This window comes from Dokdonia sp. (assembly GCF_039945015.1).
Classification (GTDB): Bacteria; Bacteroidota; Bacteroidia; order Flavobacteriales; family Flavobacteriaceae; genus Dokdonia.
The window spans coordinates 49,810-69,484 of record NZ_JBDUXP010000003.1 but is presented as its reverse complement, the minus strand read 5'-3'; the positions used below and the strand labels follow the sequence as shown (position 1 = coordinate 69,484).

Here is a 19,675-nt window from a genome sequence, read left to right as displayed (position 1 = left end):
ATTGTAAATATATTACAATTTTTTAGTCAAGCACGTCCTTCCAAAGAGTTTTGACTTGATTCCAATCAAAACTTTCGGCTTTTGCTCTTCCATTTTTACTCACCTTATGTACTAAAGAAGGGTCTTCTATTAGAGATATCACTCTTTTTGTAAACTGTATAACGTCCTTTGCGGGCGTTAATAAACCGTCAACATTATTGTTTATTAGAAATGGCATACCTCCTACATCTGTAGAGACAACTGGCAAACCTAATGCCATTGCCTCAATTACACTAATAGGAGTATTGTCAAAATCTGTAGTACTTATAAATATATCGTGGGATTTTCCTAAAGCAATCCATTGGGTTTTTGATAATTTCCCAGTAAAGTTTATATTCAGATTTTTTGCTTTTGAATAAGCAACACACTCATCAAAACTATCATCTTTTCTAGGGCCAACCATTGTTAGTTTTACTTTTGGGTATTTTTTTTGTAATTCTTCTAATACCTTAACAGCCATTATTGGATTATATAGTCTGGCAAAAGAACGTACCCAAAGAAGATTTGGCACCACTTCTGTACGTTCTACAAATGGATATTTTGTTGTTTCTATTGTATTTGGGATATACTTTAAGTTAATATAACCTTCATCTTTAAAATGATGTAGTAGATATTGAGAAGGGACTATATTATATGTTGCATTTTCAAAAAACTGCTTACTTGTTTTTGGATTTTTTTTAAGTCTATACGGTAAATTTCCCCCTCTTAAAATTGGGACATAGTTTAGTTTCAAAAGCCGACACCAATACCCTATTATTATTCCATACCAAAAATTTGTTGTGCTATACGTGTCTATTAATACTGTTCTTGCTTGATTTCTATGAGACACCACTGTTTTTATCATATCCAGCATGCGCATTATTTTATTTTGCAAAGAAGATGATACGACTACGTCATAACCTTCTTTTCGCAAAAAAACGCCTAATGTCTCAACACTAGTAACTGTAGCCCCTTTATGAGACAATGCGTTTCCTATGTATAGGATTTTTTTTCTTTTCATTTACAACATTTAAGAGGCACAAAGCATATATAAAAGCTGGAGCTGCTATACGCATGGAAGAATGATTTATTGTCAAAAACCAAAAACCTAGCATAGAATAAAATAAAAAATTACGCCTGTTAGTAAATCTAAAAATTAATGGATACACTCCTAATATAAGTAATGCTAATAATCCAGAAATACCATGTTCTGATAACATGCGACTTAACTCATTATGAGACGCTGCAGATACTCCTCCTGTTGCTTCTCTATACTCTTTAATTTTACCTACACCAATACCTGTAATCGGGTTTTGAAAAAAAGCTTCTAACTCTGAAGATATAAGTTCTTTTCTACCTGTACTTAAATCTTCCTTAACACGTCCCGCTGCATCTTTATTTGCATATCTTTTATCTATAAGCCCTGAAGTTCTAACCGAAGTAAGTACATATGTAAAGGATGCTGTTAAAACAAGAAATAAAATAGGTCCTATAATTCGTTTTCTAGTTTTAACATTTACTGCTTTAAAATAGAAAAATATAAAAGCAACACTTATTGCAAGAGCTGTAAGTACTCCTCCTCTTGAAAATGTAACAATACTTCTATATGTGAGTAGTGATAGTAGACCAAGATTAATAACTAATAAAATAAAGTTTTTACTATTTGTAAATAACTGTACTACTAAACAAAACATACCTATCCCAAGTGCCGTAGAAACTTGATTAGGACCAAAACCTCCTGAGGCTGCAAAGTTAGATCCTGTCCCTGATAATATAGATCGAGTATCAGGAGTATAGAAAAATAAGTATACAGCCATGGCAATGGTAGGCATCAGTAATGCCCATAATATGTACTGTATTTGTTTTCTGGTAATTTTACGATCTATACAATATAATGCAGCTATTCCAAGACAGAACGGACCACTTAAATTAAATAGTACAGCCTTTCTAAAATCTGTTTCATAATTAAGACTAATAGATGCATATACTATTGCAGGAACAAGCAAAAGAAGGTATAACCAATAAGGTCCAGATCTTCTAGATGTACCACTAAAAAACAGTCCTAACAAGATAAAACCTATCACTCCATATTTACCAGCTTCCCATATAAAAGCTCCTTCAGTCATCCTAAAAAGCACCTCTGCACCTGTAATATATGCAGCTGCATATAGTGCTTCATTATTTTTATTTCCATTTTTAAATAAGTAGAAAAGGAAAATACCTACCGTAGCCATAAAGTATACTTTTGCTAACGGTCTAAACACATAAATACTAAATCCAATAACTACGTGTATAGTGACTAAAAACAGGTATGGATTTTTAAATATTTTCAAGACTACTATTATATAAATTTATAATTTGATTACGAACATGAGTTTCGCTATAATTATTTTTAATATGTACATTAAATAAGGAACTATCACGCATTTGGCTTTCTTGATCAATAAGGTATTTTTTTATAGCCCCAGACATTGCCTGTACATCTCCATAAGAAACAAATGTACCATAATCTTGAACCACTTCAGAGCAATATCCTACATCAGTAACTACCACTGCAAGTTTTGCCCTTCCATATTCTAATAAAGCCATTGGTAAGCCTTCTGAAGAAGATGCCAGAACGCCTATATCACATCGTTCTAATATAGATTCAGGATTAGATAACTGACCATAAATAATCACATGATCATCTAGCTGGTTTTGTTGTATCGATAACTTTACAACATTGCTATACTCATCATTAAAATCTTTTCCAATAATATGTAATGTTGCCTGAGGGATTTCTTTTTGAACGGCAGCAAAACTTTCTATTAAAAATCGATGCCCCTTAGGATCTCTTAAATTTGCTAAGCAAACAATACGCTTCCCTACTTCTCCTTTTATTTTTTCTTGTACAGGTATTATACCTTTACTAAAATTCACAAAATTAGGAAGATACACTACATTTTTACTTTTTAATTTCTTCTTTGCCCATATAACCAAATCTTCGTTAACCGATATAATCGTATTAAAATATCTTGAACAAAAACGAAGTGCTTTCATTTTAATTCCACTTAAATGTATACTAGCACCAGAGTGATTATGCCACAATATAAGTATTGATGGGTTTTTAAATTTAAGTAATGTTGCTATAAAATAAGAAGTGCTATGTGCATGTATAATTGTGATTTTTTCTTTTTTAATATACTTATCTAAACGTTTTATAGCCCCATAATCCAACGTACGTTTTCTACCTAAAAAAAGATAACGCACATCAGGTTCTATTGTAGATAATAATTCACCCTCAAAACGCGATGCGCAAAGATAAGCCCCCTCTATCTCTTTGGATAGCATATTTGCATACTCTACTGCGATGCGTTCTGCTCCTCCAAGATCTAAGCTATCTATCAATTGCAATACTCTCATAGCAATTCTTTTATCGAAGATTCAAATGCATCTAAGGTGTATTGATGCGACCATTCTTGTCCTTCCAAAGACATTTTCTGTAATATTTCTGGAGATTTTATTGCTTTCGCGAAAGCGATAACATCACTATCCACCTGTACATCAAGAAGAATTCCTCTTGTACCCTCTCCTAACATCCAAGAAACGCAAGAAATAGGAGTAACTATTGGGATTGCTCCCCAAAACATAGCTTCTGCTACTACCTTAGGCCATCCTTCTGATTTTGATGGTAGTAATAAAAAATGAGCCTTCTTATATGCTTCTTGAACCACTTCTGTTTTCTGATTACCATGTAATGTCGCTACATCATCTAGTTGATAATCACTTATATATTTTTCAAGTAACGGACGTTGATTCCCTTCTCCATAAAAATCAATTTTCACATCGATACCTTGATTAAGACATGTCTTTACAAATTCTAAAGCATATAATGGACGTTTTCCTGGAGAAAGACTTCCTACAAACAATATCCTAAACGGTAAGTTATATGTTGCAGTCATTATCTCAGGAATTTGCTTTTCTCTATAAGTTGCTGTAAAAAAGGAAACTATATTCTTACTTTGATTAGGCCAATCTCCATAAGCAAGTACGCTTATATTTTTAGTTAAAAAAGTATTCTTTAGAATCCACTTTTGTAATTTATAACTCCTAGGTTGTTTTGCTTTAGGGTCCCAATTACCAGCATATTTTGCTGTTTTTTTCTTTTTAGGAAAAAATAGCTGCGCAATGCATCCTAGTAAACCTATATTACCTGGACATCTTAAATGGATGTGATCTGCACGACGTATAGCTCTTAATATTTTAAAAAAAATAATTGGAGTATAAAAGAAACTAGTAAAAACAGCTTTAAGTGATGTAAGTGAAATCTGAGGAATCTCTGTAAAACGCACCTTAGAGGTATATGGTAAATCAATAGCTGTTACTTCTTCTTGTATTTTATGTCCAACGACCTCAACGTTATCTACATGTGCATTCCAAATATTCATTTCTTTTACATACGGACCATACCCATAATATTGGCCATCTTTTAATTTGTGTCGTACGTGTGTAATTATAAGAAAATTCATGCTATTTAATCGATGTCTTATTTATTTTCAATTCTTGGTTTATTAAAGAATAAACTCAACCATCCTATTACTCTTCCTAAGGCTTCTGTAAACGCTTCTGTCCTTGCTTTTTTATTTTTTGTGAGACTATTACTAAAACGTATTAATGTGAGTAATCCTGATGTAAGATTCCATTTTAATCTTGCTTTTATTGTAGGTTTAGGATATTTTACTCTCCAAATATACCAACCATTGCGCACCACCATTTTGCCATAATTAAATTTATTAGGACGTCCATCTGGGTGGTGATGGTGGTGCAATTGTGCATTTGTATTTATATATAATGCTCCTTTTTTTGATAGTCGTAATGTAAAATCGGCATCTTCATATAGCCCATACCCTTCAAAATATTCTGAAAATTTTTGAGTTTGGAGCGCACTCATTTTATAAGAAGCAACACCACCCATAAGTTGTTCTACTTGATACATTCTACCTGAAGGTGGTAAAAAACTAATAGATCTTCCGTGAGAAAAATCAGGTAAAAAACCTGGTATTTTATCAGAATCTAATCCTAGTTTTTTACGGAGTACAAATCGAGAACCATCAGAACGTACATATCCATCATAATAAAATTGATTTATAGCCGGTGTAAATGGGGCTCCTACTTCTTTCCAAGAAGTTTCATTTATAATGTATCCCCCTACTCCTAATGCTTCTGGGTATTTTTGATACGTTTTTACAATCTCTTCAAAGTACGTAGCTTCTAAGACAATATCATCATCTAAAAAGCAAACAACTTCAATGGTATCTCCTACTAATGCAATACCAAAATTACGTTGTTTTGTAAGTCCTCTGTGCTCTGGAGGAACTTTATAATAGGAAAGGTTCTTGTATTTGCTTTTGCGAAAGCGGTCTTCTGTTTCATCATTGGTAGACCCATCTATGATTAAAATTTCATCAGGGTATTTTGATTGCAACTCGACACTATCTAATAGCGTGCATATTGCAATGGGGCGCATATACGTACAAACGATTAAACTTATACGGGTGTTATACATCTACAGGTAGTTTTTTAGACCAATTTACACTATTGTTCCAAGCTTTCTTAAAGTATGAAAAATAAGAAAACGGGTTTTTAATACGTTGCCTAAAATAATACTTAATAAAAAGTACAATTTTATACCCTTTAAGCTGGACTGGAGTTGTATTTTTTGTACGATGAAACATAATTTGTGGCGCCGGTTTAGGAAGTACCACATCTTCTTGCCAAGGAAATTTGGGTAAACTCCTAAACCCACCTATTGGGGCTTTAAGATGTAAGATTTGTATCTGTGGAGCATAAATAACATCATATCCTGCATGACGGATTTGCATTCCAAAATCTACATCCTCTCCATATCCATGTTCTAAGGCCATATCAAAGGAAGTTTCTTCTATAATATTCTTATGTACTATTGAGCAACCAGATCCAAAGGTCTCCCATTGTTTATAGGTTACATTTTTTTCGACTTCTCCTTTTTGGAGATACGACATATTAATACAGTAAGATCCCGTCTCTTTAATCGCAGTTGCTATTTCTTCAAGAAGATTTGCTTTAAACCTATTATCATCATCAAAAAGAAAAATCCAATCTGACGTTGTTTTTTCTAATGCTATATTCCTTGCATTGCAAGCTCCTGTCTGATGTATAAATTGATGATCTATTATAAATGGCCAAGTTTCTTTTGTGATATAATCTAATTCTGAACTACTTGTTGGATCTGGATTCTGCTCAACAATAATGACCTTCTTGGGTACTATTTTCTGATTAGAAAAGTCGGTAAGAACATCATATAAATATTTTTTCCTGCCTAATGTTGGTATAATTACATCTACATCAAAATCGTTTATTATGTTCTTGGTAGACTGAATAGGTATACTTTTTATTTCTACCAATACATTCTTTTTTCTAACAAATAGAAGTGCAGAAAGACATGCTATAAAAGGACGTTTATTTTCATATCTTATATGGCATAGTAACATAAAGAAAAGCCATTGTACTTTAAAGTGCTCCTTTACAAAAGCGTATTGTGATTGTATACTCGCCTTTTTTATAGAGTTTTCTTTATAAGTAGCTTGTAATAACCGGGGTTCATGATAGCAAAGAAGTCCTTGCTTTTGACTTTTTCGCGCAAGCGAATTCAAAAAATAATCAAACCCTCTGTGTGTTGTAATCACATTTCCCGTTAATCGTAATACACTACTATGTATTGCCCCTACAGCACTACTCATACACCAAGTTGGGTATGTATTTGTACCATTCATTTTTAGAAAAGGAGAATCTTCTATATATCCTATTGCACTTGAAAGGAAAGGGTCTTCTGTGTTACCATAACTCATCATTAATCTATGGTGATGCAATAGTTCTGGTAGCTCTTTTATAGTAAGCAATGATTTATTAGATGTGTGACACCAAACAATCCATTGATCGGGAAAACGATTTGCTAACGTTATCATGGCATTAGCAGGTTTTCTATCTTCTATCTGTATCACTTTACCAGATAGATCGATTACTTCTTGTACCTCATCATGTATGTGGTATAAAAAAATCATGAATTGGTAATTTCTTTATAAAATTTGATATTCTTTTGTGCGATTTGATCTTGTGTAAAATGATTCAGAATATGTTCTCTTGCTTGAGATCCCATTTTTTTAGACATTTCTAGATCTTGTAACAGTTTAATAATCCCGTCAGATAATTTTTGTGTATCGTCTGGATGGGTTGCATAACCCGTCACGCCATTTATCATTAATTCTTTTGCCCAACCGATATCTGAGGTAACCATGGCTTTTTCTAATGCCATAGCTTCAAGCCAGGTCATAGGAAATGCCTCTGCATAACTTGGCAAGCATACGACTTGAGATTTTCGAATAGCATCTGCAACTTCGCTATACGGGATTTGAGCTATAAACGTTGTATTTTCTAGTGCGTCTTTATTTAAAATTGATTTTAATAATGTTATTGTAGATGTTCCTGTTTTTGCATCTTTAACATCTTTTCCTATAAACGTTAACTGTGCTTTTGGTTCTTTTAGAAATACCGTATTAAAAGCTTCAGCAAGTGCTAATACTCCTTTTTTACGAATAACACTTCCAAAATATAAAATCGACTTAGGGATAATTGTACTATGGTCTGGTGTAAATAGTGTAATATCTACACCATTATGTATGGTTGTAATCGTGTCTTTTAAACGAAAGAGTTCTTTTGTTTTTTCTGCTGTAAATGTACTTACTGATAAAATATGATCTGCACCCAAAAGCGCTTTTTTCTCAAAATGAAAATTTTTCTTTTTCTGAGGTCTCCCTTCTAAATGACAGAAATAGGTGTCTGATCCGTGGAGTCTTATCACTACAGGAATCTTAAATTTCATAAAGGCTGTCATTCCTGTCCAATCGGGTGCTTCTATAGCATGAATATTTTGACTCTTTACAGTGCGGTTTATATAGTGATTCACATATTTACGATACAAATACCACCCACCTATTGGATACTTTTTATGTTTGATAAGGTGTAAGGTAACGCCTTGATCTTCCAACACCGCATCTTCAGATTGACTGTAAACAAATATGGTTACTTGTATACGCTTTCGCGAAAGCGCAATAGCAAGATTTTTAATACTTGTGCCTATTCCTGCTGCACGTTTTATACGTGAATGTGGATATTCTGGAGTGAGGAAGGCAATATGCATTTATTTATTGAGTAAAGGATCGTTAACGATATGTTCTGTAAATAATACTACACCTTCTTTATTGATATAGTCACAATTAAAAAAATAATCTTCCCTACCATCAAAAAAATCAATGTAATTGACCATATCTGATATTTCTTCTTTTAATGCTGGAATTATAAAACGGTTATTCTTCTCTAAACAATAAGAAGGAGCAAACCAAAAAACAGTATTTGTAAGCAAATTTACACTCTTTTTTAAATCATCAACTTCTGGATTATTATTTATTACAATAGGGATTGTATTTGGGGGTGTGTTTTTTAGATTATTTTCATCTTTTGGAAGCCATTCATTATGACTGTCAAAGATAAAAGACAAACAAAGTGTAATACTTAAGACAGTGATTATATGTAACAAAAAGTTTTTCATTAAAACTGAAAATATAATTATTGCTTACTTAAAAGATCAAGCACTATATGATTTGTAAATAAAGCTGCTCCACTTTTATTAAGATGTCCACAATCTCTATACATTTCTATTTTATCATCAAAAAGAGCTGTATAATCCGTTATAAACGGATACTCATTTGCCAATTGTGTATGGTAATTTCTATTAGGTACAATAGGGCAATATGGACTAATAAAAAAATGCAAGTTACCCGCTTTAAATTTTTCAGAATGAATTAACCTTTCTAAGGAGTGATGCTTCCCTGTATACTTGGATGGGAAATTACGCAGTACTCTTGTATTTTCTCCGTCTAAGGATGCTACGCTATAATTAAAATCTTCTTTTGGCTTTTCTGTAAACAAATTGACTCCTATCTCTCTTAGGTTATACCGTACATCATTTGTTATAAACCCTGTAAAAGGAAGACTTAGGTGTGTATTATTTTCGGAAGAAGTTGCTAGAGATTTCTGTACGACATCCCAATTCATATATGGGACTATTGCTGCTTTAAAGTTTGCCGAATGCTTACGTCTAGCATATGAATAATCTACCTGTACAAAAGCATTATCATAGGTTACATTATTTTTTTCAAAAAACGAAAACAATACATCAATATCCATAAGTTCTAATCCTGAATATCCAAAATTAGCACAAGATTTTCCTGTTAGCTTAGTAATGATTTCACAATCTACATGCCTCTCTACTCTAGATGATCCTACAAAAATAATATCATAATATGTATCTGTAAGTCGTATCATCTCTTCCAACTTATTTTTAGGAGGATGTGTTGTAAAATGGTTGTAATATACTTTTTGCAACACGATACTACTTACCACGACTATACTTAGTAAGATTCCCAAATAGCTAAAGTACTTTTTCATGTTTATTCTTTAGAATTGAAAATAAATAAAATCTTGATGATCAGAGTATACTCCCAACGTAAGCAACATTAAAATGATAAAGGCAATCTTAAGCCATTTAAGACGGCCAACAAACGGATGTTCATATTTTCTGTGAAACCATTCGATTATAATAAAAATACCAACAATCAACAGCATTTCTACACTATACCTATCTATACTCAAATATTCTATAGAAAAATGAGCGTTTGTAAACAACCTACTTATATATGTGAAAGCTTCTGAAACCGTCTCTGCTCTAAAAAATATCCAAGCGATAAGTACTATCACAAAAGTAATTCCTATTTGAAACACTTCTTTTATACTAGGAAACAAACGATTTTGAGCTGCTTGATCTAAATAGTTCCTGTTTGTATTGGTCATTAATACAGGAATAAAAAACAACGCGTGTAATCCTCCCCAAACTACAAAAGTCCAGTTTGCACCATGCCAGAACCCACTTACTAAAAATATAATAGCAACGTTACGCAGTTGTTGAAATCTACTTCCTCTTGATCCTCCTAAAGGGATGTATACATAATCTCTAAACCAAGTAGATAACGATATATGCCATCGTCTCCAAAACTCTGCGATATTTCTAGAAAAATATGGATAATTAAAATTACGCATTAAGTTAAACCCAAACAATCTTGCTGTACCTATAGCGATATTAGAATATCCTGCAAAGTCTCCATAAATCTGAAAAGCAAAATAAAAGGCACCTAATAGTAAGGTTGTTGTATTCAAGTTTTCATAATCATCAAAAATGGCATTTACATAGATGGCACAGCTATCTGCTATTACAATTTTTTGAAATAACCCCCATACAATCAGATTCAATCCAGAGATTGCTTGTTCTTCATTAAAAATACGCTTTCGCGAAAACTGAGGTAGTAAGTTCTTCGCTCGTTCAATAGGCCCTGCAACTAGTTGAGGAAAGAAAGCAACATAAGCTGCAAAATTGATAAAATTTCTTGAAGGTTTTAATTGCTCTCTATAGATGTCTATGGTATAACTTAATGTCTGAAATGTGTAGAAAGAAATACCTACTGGAAGGATAATCTTAAGGGTGCTAGAATGCATCTCGATACCCAATTCTGAAAATGCAGTCACCCAACTATCTACAAAAAAATTGTAGTATTTAAAAAAACCAAGAAGTCCTAGATTTACAATTAGGGATATGGCAAGTAACCATCGTCGCTTTGAGCTAGAAGAAGTTTTCTCCATATAGATCCCTACAGTATAATCTACTACAGTACTAAAGGCGATTAAAGATAAAAAGCGCCAGTCCCACCATCCATAAAAGATATAACTAATTACAAGAACAAATGCATTCTGTAACTTTAAATGACGCTGTACAACAAACCAGTATAGTATAAAACATACTGGCAAAAAAATGAGATATTCTATTGAATTAAAAAACATCCTTAATTATTTTATTAATTTCTCCTGAGAGTCCTTTACTGATTACCTCTGCTCCCCTTTTATTAAGATGAAAGCTATCATAAAAATATTTTTTATGATACATAATACTATCATAATGAGTAAGGTCTATAAAATAAATCCGTTCATTAGTATCAGACCATGCCTTAATACGCTCTTTTAACTTTTTTGTATAAGCACTATTAATTTCAAAACGATCTTTATATTCTGGCAACCAACTAACAAAAACAAAATCACAATTTTTTGATTGCTCCTTAGTAAACTGAAGAGTTTCTACAAATCCCTTTTCTATATTTTCATAAGTATTTGTAGACGCTAACTCTTTTAATTTGTATAGATTACTCGTATCCTCTTTATACTTTTTATCTACACTAGCATGTCCTTTATCATGAAAACCAACCTTTTGTGATATTCCAAAAAATTGGTAAATCCCTTTTAACAAATATCTGCTATAATTTGAATATTTAACAACACCAAAATTCCTAGCAACCTTACTATCGCTTTTATACTTATTAAATAAATCTTCTACTGAAGCCATATTTGTATGCGGTAATAAATCTATAGTATTAGGAATATGTGTAGAAGGTGAAAAATGAGATAAATCTATATTTTGAATAATAATTTTAGGCGATCGATTTTTATTTCTATATATATTATACTTGTCTATTTGTAAGTTATAAGAACCTGCATTATAAGACAAGTTATGGGTAGTTAGCCCTAGCGAATTACTAATAATCGTAGGATCATAACTTACAACACCTCTAGAACTCCCTAAAACTACTACCTCTGCATTTATATCGCCATCTAATATTGCATTCCATTCTTGAAACCTACTATCTTGTATATGAATTAAACCCTGATTAACTATATATCCTAGTGAAAATGTAAGTATAAGAACACAACCAACTATAGATACGATATGCAAAAAAAAACGCTTCACAAACATATCTTTTTTATTCCACTCCAAATCCTTTGAGATGCATCTGTAGCAGGTTGTTTATTTATAATTCCAAACCAATCTTGTGCTGCTTTTATGGTTTTAGGAGCACCTTCTAGCATGACTTTTAATGCATCGGCGATACTATCTGGATGATCTAACCAAATAACTGCCTCTTTAGAAGGCATTGATCTAAAATGCACAAAATCATACACATATACTCCAGACTCATAAGCTATAGCATCATTTAAATAATTATAATTCATATATGCACATGGTTTTTCATGAGCAATAGCGTCAAAGACCATACTAGATCCTAAATTTATGACACCTTCAGCATGTGCTAATAAATTAACCTGCAGGTTCACATCTTCTGCCGTTGGGAGAATCGTATTCCAAGCATCTCCGATTTTTTTCCATTTAGGTTTCACCTCTACAACAACATCTACGTATTCACTTAAAACAGCATCATACCTATCTGAAAAATCTACAGGGCATCGTCTAAAAATAATGGTACACGGAATTCCTCTTGACGTACTCTCTCTAGCTCCTTGTGCCACATCTCGTAAGTAAAGTTCATCTTTGGGTGAGGTTGTATAATCATCTCCACTAAAACATAAAAACTTCACAGAAGTATCAACTCCTATTTCTTTACAAAATGTCGCTCTATCTTTTATACGATCTTGTTCATAATGTGGGGTAAACTGTGGAGTTCCTGTAATAACAATTTGTTTCTCTGTGATGTACTTATTATAATGCAATAATTCATGCTTCATTAATTCACTCCACGCAAAATAATAATCAGTTTCTAGAAGTGTCGTTGCCTTAGGTACATTATCCCAAGAAAATATAAATGCCGCAGTAGGGATATCAAGATCTTGAGCCGCAAGTATAGGGGCTATAGTCTGCACGGATCGCTGACTTGTACAAAACACTACATCTGGTTGGTGTTCTTTTAATATTCTTGTACAATACTCATAATAGGTTCCTTCTCGTTCTTGACGTTTCATTCTATCTCGAAGTCTATTCAACCCTTTTTCTGAACCGTAACGATATACATACCATCGTATCAATACACTTTTGACTCTTGCCTTAATGTTTCTATAAGAAAGCGGAAATATATACCCTTGATATATCGAATCCCCTTCTCGTTCTATATATAACGCAAGTTCTATTCTTGTACGCGCTGCTTTTAAAATATCTGTAAGTCTATGTAATTTTTGATTTCTAATATTGATTTGAGTAAATCCTAATGATTCTAAATCAAAAGCTGTATTGTTCCAAAAAACAACATCATAGCCTTTTGCTTTCCCTTCTTTATAAAAAGAAGTGTACGCAAAGTTTCGAAGACTTACGCCATCTGGTAATAACACAAAAAGTTTTTTCTTACCCATATACTACAAAACTACTTTTTTCTGTAAATAAGCTTATTATTTCTGAATTAATAAGCTCGTATTGACCCATTGCCAAATATGAAAACTACTATCTTGATCTCCGTTTATGTATGCTGTCCACTCTTCCTTTAGTTTCTTATGATCAAACCAAGAATGTCCTTTTAAAGCTTCAATAGCAGTGTTTACCCATTCTTTCAGGTCTTCTGCGAGCCATTCTCTTTGTGGTGTTTGCAAAGGTCTCTTAGGAGCATAGGTAATGCTATCAGATAAATATTCTGACACAATAGATCGTAATACATATTTCTGTACACCCTTATTAATTTTGTATACTAATGGTTGTGCAAATGCAAACTCCACCAATCGATAATCCAAAAAAGGCTCTCGTAACTCTGTGCTCGCTTGCATAGACACACGATCATTAAAACGAAGTGCTCTTGGGATTTTGGTGTAAAATAAATCTCGATATTGCAAATTTAAGATGCGATCTTTAAAAGGTGTTGGGTATTCTGGTTTTTTAGCTTTCGCAAAAAATTCTGATGAAAGCACCTCTGTTCTGAAAGGTGATTTTGATACCCCTTGAATGACACTATTGGTTTTCTTGGTATAATAATCATATCCTGCCCATTGCTCATCCATTCCTTGACCATCCAGAAGCACTTTAACTCCTTTTGTTTTAGCCTCTTTAAAAAGTTCGCCATATGCAACGGTAGGTACACCGCCATAAGGTTCGTCTTGCTGCATACTCATTTCTTCTGCCAATTGCGCCAGATGTGTTACCTCTAGTTTTACTTTAATTAGCGGATTTTCTGTATGTTTAATAAGACCTTCTACCCAAGGAAGTTCATCATAACGATCATCTCCTGTGTAGAACGTAAACGCTTCTATATTTTCTCCATTATCTAATCGATTGACCAACGCTAATAACGCCGAACTATCCAAGCCTCCACTCACGTTAAAACCTATAGGTACATCTGCTCTAAAACGAAGCTTGATACTATCATCTAGCAATTGCAGATATCGTGCTTTCACTGTTTCAAAAGAAAGTTGTAAATCATACTTCTTTATAGCTTCTTCAAAATTGTACCAACGATGTATATCTAACTTTTCCTTTTTATAGTATAGAAAATGACTCCCTGGTAATTGGTGTATTCTTTCCCAAAAAGTCTCATAAGGCATTCCGTAGCTTCCGTACGCAAAATAACTAGCCCATACAGATTCGTTAGGTGATTTAGAAATACCCGTCGCAAATAAACTCTTAATCTCTGATGCAAAATAAAAGGTATCATCTACAATTGTATAATAAAATGGCTTCACTCCAAAACGATCTCTAGCCGCAAAAAGTTGTTGCTCTTCTGTATCCCAAATCGCAAATGCAAACATTCCGTTGAGTTTAGAAAGACATGCGGTTCCCCACTTTTGATATGCAGTTAATAAGACTTCCGTATCTGAATTTGTTGTAAAAGAATAGGTAGCCTCTAATTCTTTTTTAAGTTCTAGATAGTTATAAATCTCTCCATTAAAAACAATGGTGTATCTTTTATCTTGAGAAAAAAACGGTTGATTTGCAGCTGCAGATAAATCTATAATAGCGAGTCTATTATGTCCTAAACAAATGCCCTTTTCAATATATTTCCCTGTATCATCTGGTCCTCGATGTGCCTGTGCTTGAAGCATCGCATCTAGATGTTCTTGAGATGCTTTATCTCCTATGATTCCCGTGATACCACACATTAGCCTTGAAACTTTTTGACAAGTTCTTCTGCTATTTTCCAATCTTCCATCGTGTCAATATTCACATGCCATTGTGGATCAGACTCAATGTAACTAATACTTGATCCATACAAAGAGTTTTGTTCTAAAAGCACATCACTTTTGGTAATATAAATAGCGCCGTCACGTATATAGGCATCAGGTAAGTCTTGTCTGCGTTTTATAATATCTGTTTCGCCTGTTGCAATTTTTAACACGCCATTTTCTGAGGCTTCAAATACCCAATGTGGGTTGTATTCATGAGGTACTTTCAATACAGATACTAAAGAATCTGTGTTTGCTTTCGCGAAAGCGGTAATAGCATCATCTATACGTTCTGCACTCCTAAAAGGGTTGGTTACTTGTAATAAACAAACAGCGTCATAGTGCTTACCTTGAGATTGCATAAACTGTAAAGCATGCTTCACAACACCAAGTGATCCCGAATTATCTTCGGCAAGTTGTTGTGGGCGTGTAAATGGTACTGAAGCACCCAAATCACGAGCTAATGACATTAACTCCTCATCTTCTGAGGAAAAGATAAGTGTATCTAATTTTGTAGACTGCAACCCCGCTTCTATTGTAAATTGTAACAAGGGTTTTCCTCCTAGTAATTTTTTGTTTTTACCAGGTATTCCTTTGCTTCCTCCTCTAGCGGGTATGAGGCCTAGTACTTTCATTAATAGGTAATCGTTTTGTGGTATGACAACTCGCAGGCAGCTAGAATATCTGCAATTTTTCCTCCGGCATTTCCGTCTCCATAAATAGATGAAGAAGGAATCACTGTTGTCTTAATTTGTTGTTCTATAGCAGCTTGTATTGCCTCTTTTGTATAATCTACGTCAATCACATTGGCTCCTCGATCTCTTCCGTGTTGTCTTGTTCCTATATTTACAACAGGAACTCCTAGATATGCACATTCTCGTATTCCAACACTACTATTACCAATCAAGCATTTTGAATTGGCGAGTAATTTCAAGAAGTCATTAGGTTCCATATTTTTAAAGAAACGGATGTTCTTTGGGTTTACGCTTTCGCGAAAACTTCTAATCCCATTACTCGTTCCGTCAGATCCTGCGTCTACATTGGGCCAAAACCAATACGTAGAAATGCCTAATTTATGAACCACTTCTAAGGTTTTAAGAACATCTTCTTTTGCAGCTCCATACTCTGTTGTTACAGGATGTTGCATCACAACGAGATAATCATCTCCTTGTACAATACTTGCTCCTACACCTCCATATTTTTGTGAAGGATCAAAATCTAGTGCAGGGTTTTCTTTAACTGTTTTTGCAATATCTATAGATGGGCAACCTGTATTAAAAACTTTATTTTCTGCTTCTCCAAGTTTGAGAACTCTTGTTTTTGCGTTTTCACTAGCCACTAGATGTATATCTGCCAGTTTGGTATTTGCATGGCGTACTTTCTCATCTATGTTTCCTGTGACTTCACCTCCTTGAATATGTACCAATGGTATATTTTGATATGCTGCGGCAATAGAGGTTGCAATGGTTTCAAAGCGATCTGCAATGGTAACCACCATATCTGGTTGTAGTTTATAAAAAACGGTGGCAAGTTCCATCACACCAAGCCCCGTCGTTTTTGCCATAGCAGTTTTATTCTCACCTTCCAGTACCATAAATACTTTCTCTGCAATTTCAAAACCATCCTGTTCTATATAGTCTACCGCATTGCCATAACGGCCCAATAAAGCAGCGCCAGCAATAACGAGTTGTAATTCTAAATTTGGGTGTTCTTTTATGGCTTGTAAGGCTGTCTTTATCCTACTATAGGAAGGTCTTGCCGTGATAACCACACATACTTTTCGGTTACTCATTCTCAATATCAGATTCGGTTAGAAAGTCCCACTTTTTTAATTCTTTGCGTATTGGTTTTCCAATAAGCATTTGAAATTTAGAAGCATCTATACCAAAGCCTTTTGGCTTTTTTGCTTCTAGATCATCAAAAGTGAGTATATGTCCTTTTGGTAGATCTTTGTTTACCGACAAGGATTTTTCAAAAATACGTTTTAATTCGGCATATTGACTATTATTGGACTTATCAATAGGATGCTTTCGCGAAAGCGCAATATCCCGAATACTCTTCACTAACATAGGAATATCTTTAATTTCTATAGAAGAGGTAGCATCTGGTCCAAAATCAGTATGATTAAATACGGCATGGAATTCTAAAATTTCAGCTCCTAATGCAGTGGCAGCGATACAGGGTCCTATATCTGCCGAATGATCTGAATAGCCAATAGGCACCCGATATCGATCTTTTAATTTTTGTATCACATTTAGACCGTATTGTTCTGGCGCTGTAGGGTAGCTTGTAGTGCACTGTAAAATAGAAAAGTTTACATTTTTACTATTTAGAAATACAGCTGTTTCATCTAGCTCTGCAAAAGAACTCATCCCTGAGGAAACAATGACAGGTTTTCCTGTCGCTGCAATTTTTTCTAATAACAAAAAGTTATTGACTTCTCCTGATCCTATTTTGTAACGTTGTACGCCTATTTCTTCTAGCAAATCTACGGCTGCATTACTAAAAGGAGACGACATAAACTCCAATCCTGCTTGATCACATCGTTTTTTTATTTCTACCCATTGGTCTTTAGAAAACTCCATGCGTTTCCAATAGTCAAAACGAGTAGCATCTTGATCTGAAAACTTCACTCTGAAAGGCTCATGGATACTACTTTCTGCCTCTGCAATATGTGTTTGAAACTTAATGGCATCTATTCCTGTTCCAGAAAGAGCATCTATGTAGTCATATACTTTTTGTATGCTTCCGTTATGTGCTTGTGCTATTTCTACTATGATAAAAGGGGTTGCATCCATTATTTATCTTTAATGATTACTTAAGTGTATATGATTTGAAATATGACCTATTGAAGTATGATCTATCATCATGGGTCTTTTTATTAAGAACTGCCTTAATAATATTTTTAAAATACTGCGGAGTTTTACTTTTAAGGGTTGCTCTCTTTTTAACTGTTTTTTTAACTGGTTTGTTCCCTTTCCATTTCATGGCAGCATAATCCATCTGTTGAGGGTTTTTAACAAGAATTGGTTTCTTCTCTAATCTCTTAGCAATCACATATAAAAGCACTGGTTTTGAATTTTTAAATGTGATACGATGGTGTTCTTCGCTTGTATCTGGAATGCTATAAAACGCACCGTTAGGCTCATCTACAAAAATAATAACGTCTTTTACCTCAAATCCATTATCATCAGATAATACTCTATAAAAAGTTTCAGAACTAAATTGATAAAACCCATGTCCAAAGAAGTTATTACAAGGGTAAATACCTATAAAATGTCCTCCTACAGCAGTGATTTCCATGCAGTTTTTTATTGCCTGTGGAAAGTTAAAGACATGTTCTAATGTTCCAGAATCAACAACTACATCATATCCTTCTTTATGACGATCTGGTATAGGTTCATTCATATCATGAATGATGGATGCGTTTTCATATGTTGATGCGTCAACAGCATCTACTTTGCTAGCTCCTAATGTTTTAAATAGTCCTTCTGCATAGATGTTAGTATCTGTCTCTTGCTTAGACATTATCTTTGTTACATCTGCATCTTTGTAATCAAATTTAGTTAAACAATCTTGTAACTGTTGATGACCAATATGCATATTTTGTCTTCCTATCATCACCGTGTTTTCAAAATTCAATGCATGCTTGAATTTTGAACTCATCAATAGTAGGATCATATTTTTTGTTAAGCCCAATTTTATATGTTTTTTATTCGTTTTCCGAAAATCCAACTATCTATGTATTTATTTCCGGTATCAATTTCTTCTACTTTAAATCCATTATTTTCAAAGAAACTTTTTATTGTTTCTTTAATATTTGTCTCTTCTTCAAATAGAAAATCATGACATGATATTGCAAAATTCTCTACTAGTTTTACAGATACAGCCATTCCTTGTATTACTTGCAATTCTGCACCTTCTATATTCATTTTAAGGAGATCAATCGTAGTAATGTTATGTTCTTCTACAAATTCATCTAGTGTTAATGCTTTTACTTCTAATCCTTTTTTTTCAGAATTGATCTGGTTTGCTTTATACATAGTTGTTTCTTCTATCCAGACAGTCCCTGGCTTATCAGAAATAGCTATATGGTGCAATGAAATATTTTTATTAAAAAAATTCATTTTATGAAACTTCTCTAATTTCAAAAAAGAATCTCTACTTGCTTCTATAGCATATATATGACCTTCTTTCTCCATACGGTTATAGTAAAAAGGCAGTTCTGCTCCTATTCCCGCTCCTAAGTCTATAATAACATCTCCTTTTTTAATATTGTACTTACGACCAAACATGCTATCAAACCGCTTCTCATATTTATGTAAACTAAAATCATAAATAGGTTTTTTATCTATTTGAAGATAGGTTTTGTTATGTTTTTGCCAGTACATTCCAAACGTATCATCATACTCTACAACGTTATTTTTATTTATATAAAGCTTGCTAACTCGCGTTACAATACGTGCCCTTTTATGATAGTCTTTTACGGTTCTAAAAATAAAATTTAATACCCTATTGGTATTTTTTTTGAGGATTCTATTCATGCTAA

The 19,675-nt window shown here is 33.5% G+C and carries 18 protein-coding genes; all 18 read right to left on the bottom strand.

Annotated features, from left to right (window positions below; translation table 11 throughout):
- Window positions 1–22: 22 nt before the first annotated feature.
- From ABJD27_RS02090 to ABJD27_RS02005, 18 genes are read right to left on the bottom strand one after another with little or no spacing between them, the layout of a single operon-like run.
- Window positions 23–1,039 carry a glycosyltransferase family 4 protein gene (locus ABJD27_RS02090; RefSeq protein ID WP_348166200.1) on the bottom strand — a complete coding sequence of 339 codons (1,017 nt, stop codon included), beginning with the start codon at window positions 1,037–1,039 and terminating at the stop codon, window positions 23–25.
- Window positions 993–2,351: an O-antigen ligase family protein gene (locus ABJD27_RS02085; protein WP_348166197.1), complete on the bottom strand. Its 1,359-nt coding sequence runs from the start codon at window positions 2,349–2,351 to the stop codon at window positions 993–995. The genes ABJD27_RS02090 and ABJD27_RS02085 overlap by 47 nt, the downstream gene beginning before the upstream one ends.
- Window positions 2,338–3,420 carry a glycosyltransferase family 4 protein gene (locus ABJD27_RS02080; RefSeq protein WP_348166194.1) on the bottom strand — a complete coding sequence of 361 codons (1,083 nt, stop codon included), beginning with the start codon at window positions 3,418–3,420 and terminating at the stop codon, window positions 2,338–2,340. The genes ABJD27_RS02085 and ABJD27_RS02080 overlap by 14 nt, the downstream gene beginning before the upstream one ends.
- Complete coding sequence (locus ABJD27_RS02075; protein ID WP_348166191.1) at window positions 3,417–4,526, bottom strand: glycosyltransferase; 1,110 nt, start codon at window positions 4,524–4,526, stop codon at window positions 3,417–3,419. Before ABJD27_RS02075 ends, ABJD27_RS02080 begins: the two co-directional genes overlap by 4 nt.
- A 17-nt stretch (window positions 4,527–4,543) precedes the next feature.
- Window positions 4,544–5,563, bottom strand: a complete 1,020-nt coding sequence (locus ABJD27_RS02070; protein ID WP_348166188.1) for a glycosyltransferase — start codon at window positions 5,561–5,563, stop codon at window positions 4,544–4,546.
- Window positions 5,556–7,097: a glycosyltransferase family A protein gene (locus tag ABJD27_RS02065; RefSeq protein ID WP_348166185.1), complete on the bottom strand. Its 1,542-nt coding sequence runs from the start codon at window positions 7,095–7,097 to the stop codon at window positions 5,556–5,558. Before ABJD27_RS02065 ends, ABJD27_RS02070 begins: the two co-directional genes overlap by 8 nt.
- Window positions 7,094–8,233, bottom strand: a complete 1,140-nt coding sequence (locus ABJD27_RS02060; RefSeq protein WP_348166182.1) for a glycosyltransferase family 4 protein — start codon at window positions 8,231–8,233, stop codon at window positions 7,094–7,096. The genes ABJD27_RS02065 and ABJD27_RS02060 overlap by 4 nt, the downstream gene beginning before the upstream one ends.
- Complete coding sequence (locus ABJD27_RS02055) at window positions 8,234–8,629, bottom strand: hypothetical protein (RefSeq protein WP_348166179.1); 396 nt, start codon at window positions 8,627–8,629, stop codon at window positions 8,234–8,236.
- A 29-nt stretch (window positions 8,630–8,658) separates the two neighbouring features.
- On the bottom strand, window positions 8,659–9,540 hold the full coding sequence (locus ABJD27_RS02050) for a hypothetical protein (RefSeq protein ID WP_348166176.1): 882 nt from the start codon (window positions 9,538–9,540) through the stop codon (window positions 8,659–8,661).
- Window positions 9,541–9,549: 9 nt separating this feature from the next.
- Window positions 9,550–10,983 carry an MBOAT family O-acyltransferase gene (locus ABJD27_RS02045; protein WP_348166173.1) on the bottom strand — a complete coding sequence of 478 codons (1,434 nt, stop codon included), beginning with the start codon at window positions 10,981–10,983 and terminating at the stop codon, window positions 9,550–9,552.
- Window positions 10,973–11,941: a hypothetical protein gene (locus tag ABJD27_RS02040; protein WP_348166170.1), complete on the bottom strand. Its 969-nt coding sequence runs from the start codon at window positions 11,939–11,941 to the stop codon at window positions 10,973–10,975. Before ABJD27_RS02040 ends, ABJD27_RS02045 begins: the two co-directional genes overlap by 11 nt.
- On the bottom strand, window positions 11,938–13,332 hold the full coding sequence (locus tag ABJD27_RS02035; RefSeq protein WP_348166167.1) for a UDP-glycosyltransferase: 1,395 nt from the start codon (window positions 13,330–13,332) through the stop codon (window positions 11,938–11,940). Before ABJD27_RS02035 ends, ABJD27_RS02040 begins: the two co-directional genes overlap by 4 nt.
- A gap of 36 nt (window positions 13,333–13,368) precedes the next feature.
- On the bottom strand, window positions 13,369–15,063 hold the full coding sequence (gene asnB, locus ABJD27_RS02030; protein WP_348166164.1) for an asparagine synthase (glutamine-hydrolyzing): 1,695 nt from the start codon (window positions 15,061–15,063) through the stop codon (window positions 13,369–13,371).
- Complete coding sequence (locus tag ABJD27_RS02025) at window positions 15,063–15,761, bottom strand: acylneuraminate cytidylyltransferase family protein (protein WP_348166161.1); 699 nt, start codon at window positions 15,759–15,761, stop codon at window positions 15,063–15,065. Before ABJD27_RS02025 ends, asnB begins: the two co-directional genes overlap by 1 nt.
- Complete coding sequence (gene neuC, locus ABJD27_RS02020; RefSeq protein ID WP_348166158.1) at window positions 15,761–16,918, bottom strand: UDP-N-acetylglucosamine 2-epimerase; 1,158 nt, start codon at window positions 16,916–16,918, stop codon at window positions 15,761–15,763. The genes ABJD27_RS02025 and neuC overlap by 1 nt, the downstream gene beginning before the upstream one ends.
- Window positions 16,911–17,924 carry an N-acetylneuraminate synthase family protein gene (locus ABJD27_RS02015; RefSeq protein WP_348166155.1) on the bottom strand — a complete coding sequence of 338 codons (1,014 nt, stop codon included), beginning with the start codon at window positions 17,922–17,924 and terminating at the stop codon, window positions 16,911–16,913. The genes neuC and ABJD27_RS02015 overlap by 8 nt, the downstream gene beginning before the upstream one ends.
- A gap of 16 nt (window positions 17,925–17,940) precedes the next feature.
- Window positions 17,941–18,807: a hypothetical protein gene (locus ABJD27_RS02010; protein ID WP_348201993.1), complete on the bottom strand. Its 867-nt coding sequence runs from the start codon at window positions 18,805–18,807 to the stop codon at window positions 17,941–17,943.
- 20 nt (window positions 18,808–18,827) lie between these two features.
- Complete coding sequence (locus ABJD27_RS02005) at window positions 18,828–19,670, bottom strand: FkbM family methyltransferase (RefSeq protein WP_348166149.1); 843 nt, start codon at window positions 19,668–19,670, stop codon at window positions 18,828–18,830.
- Between the last annotated feature and the right edge of the window lie 5 nt (window positions 19,671–19,675).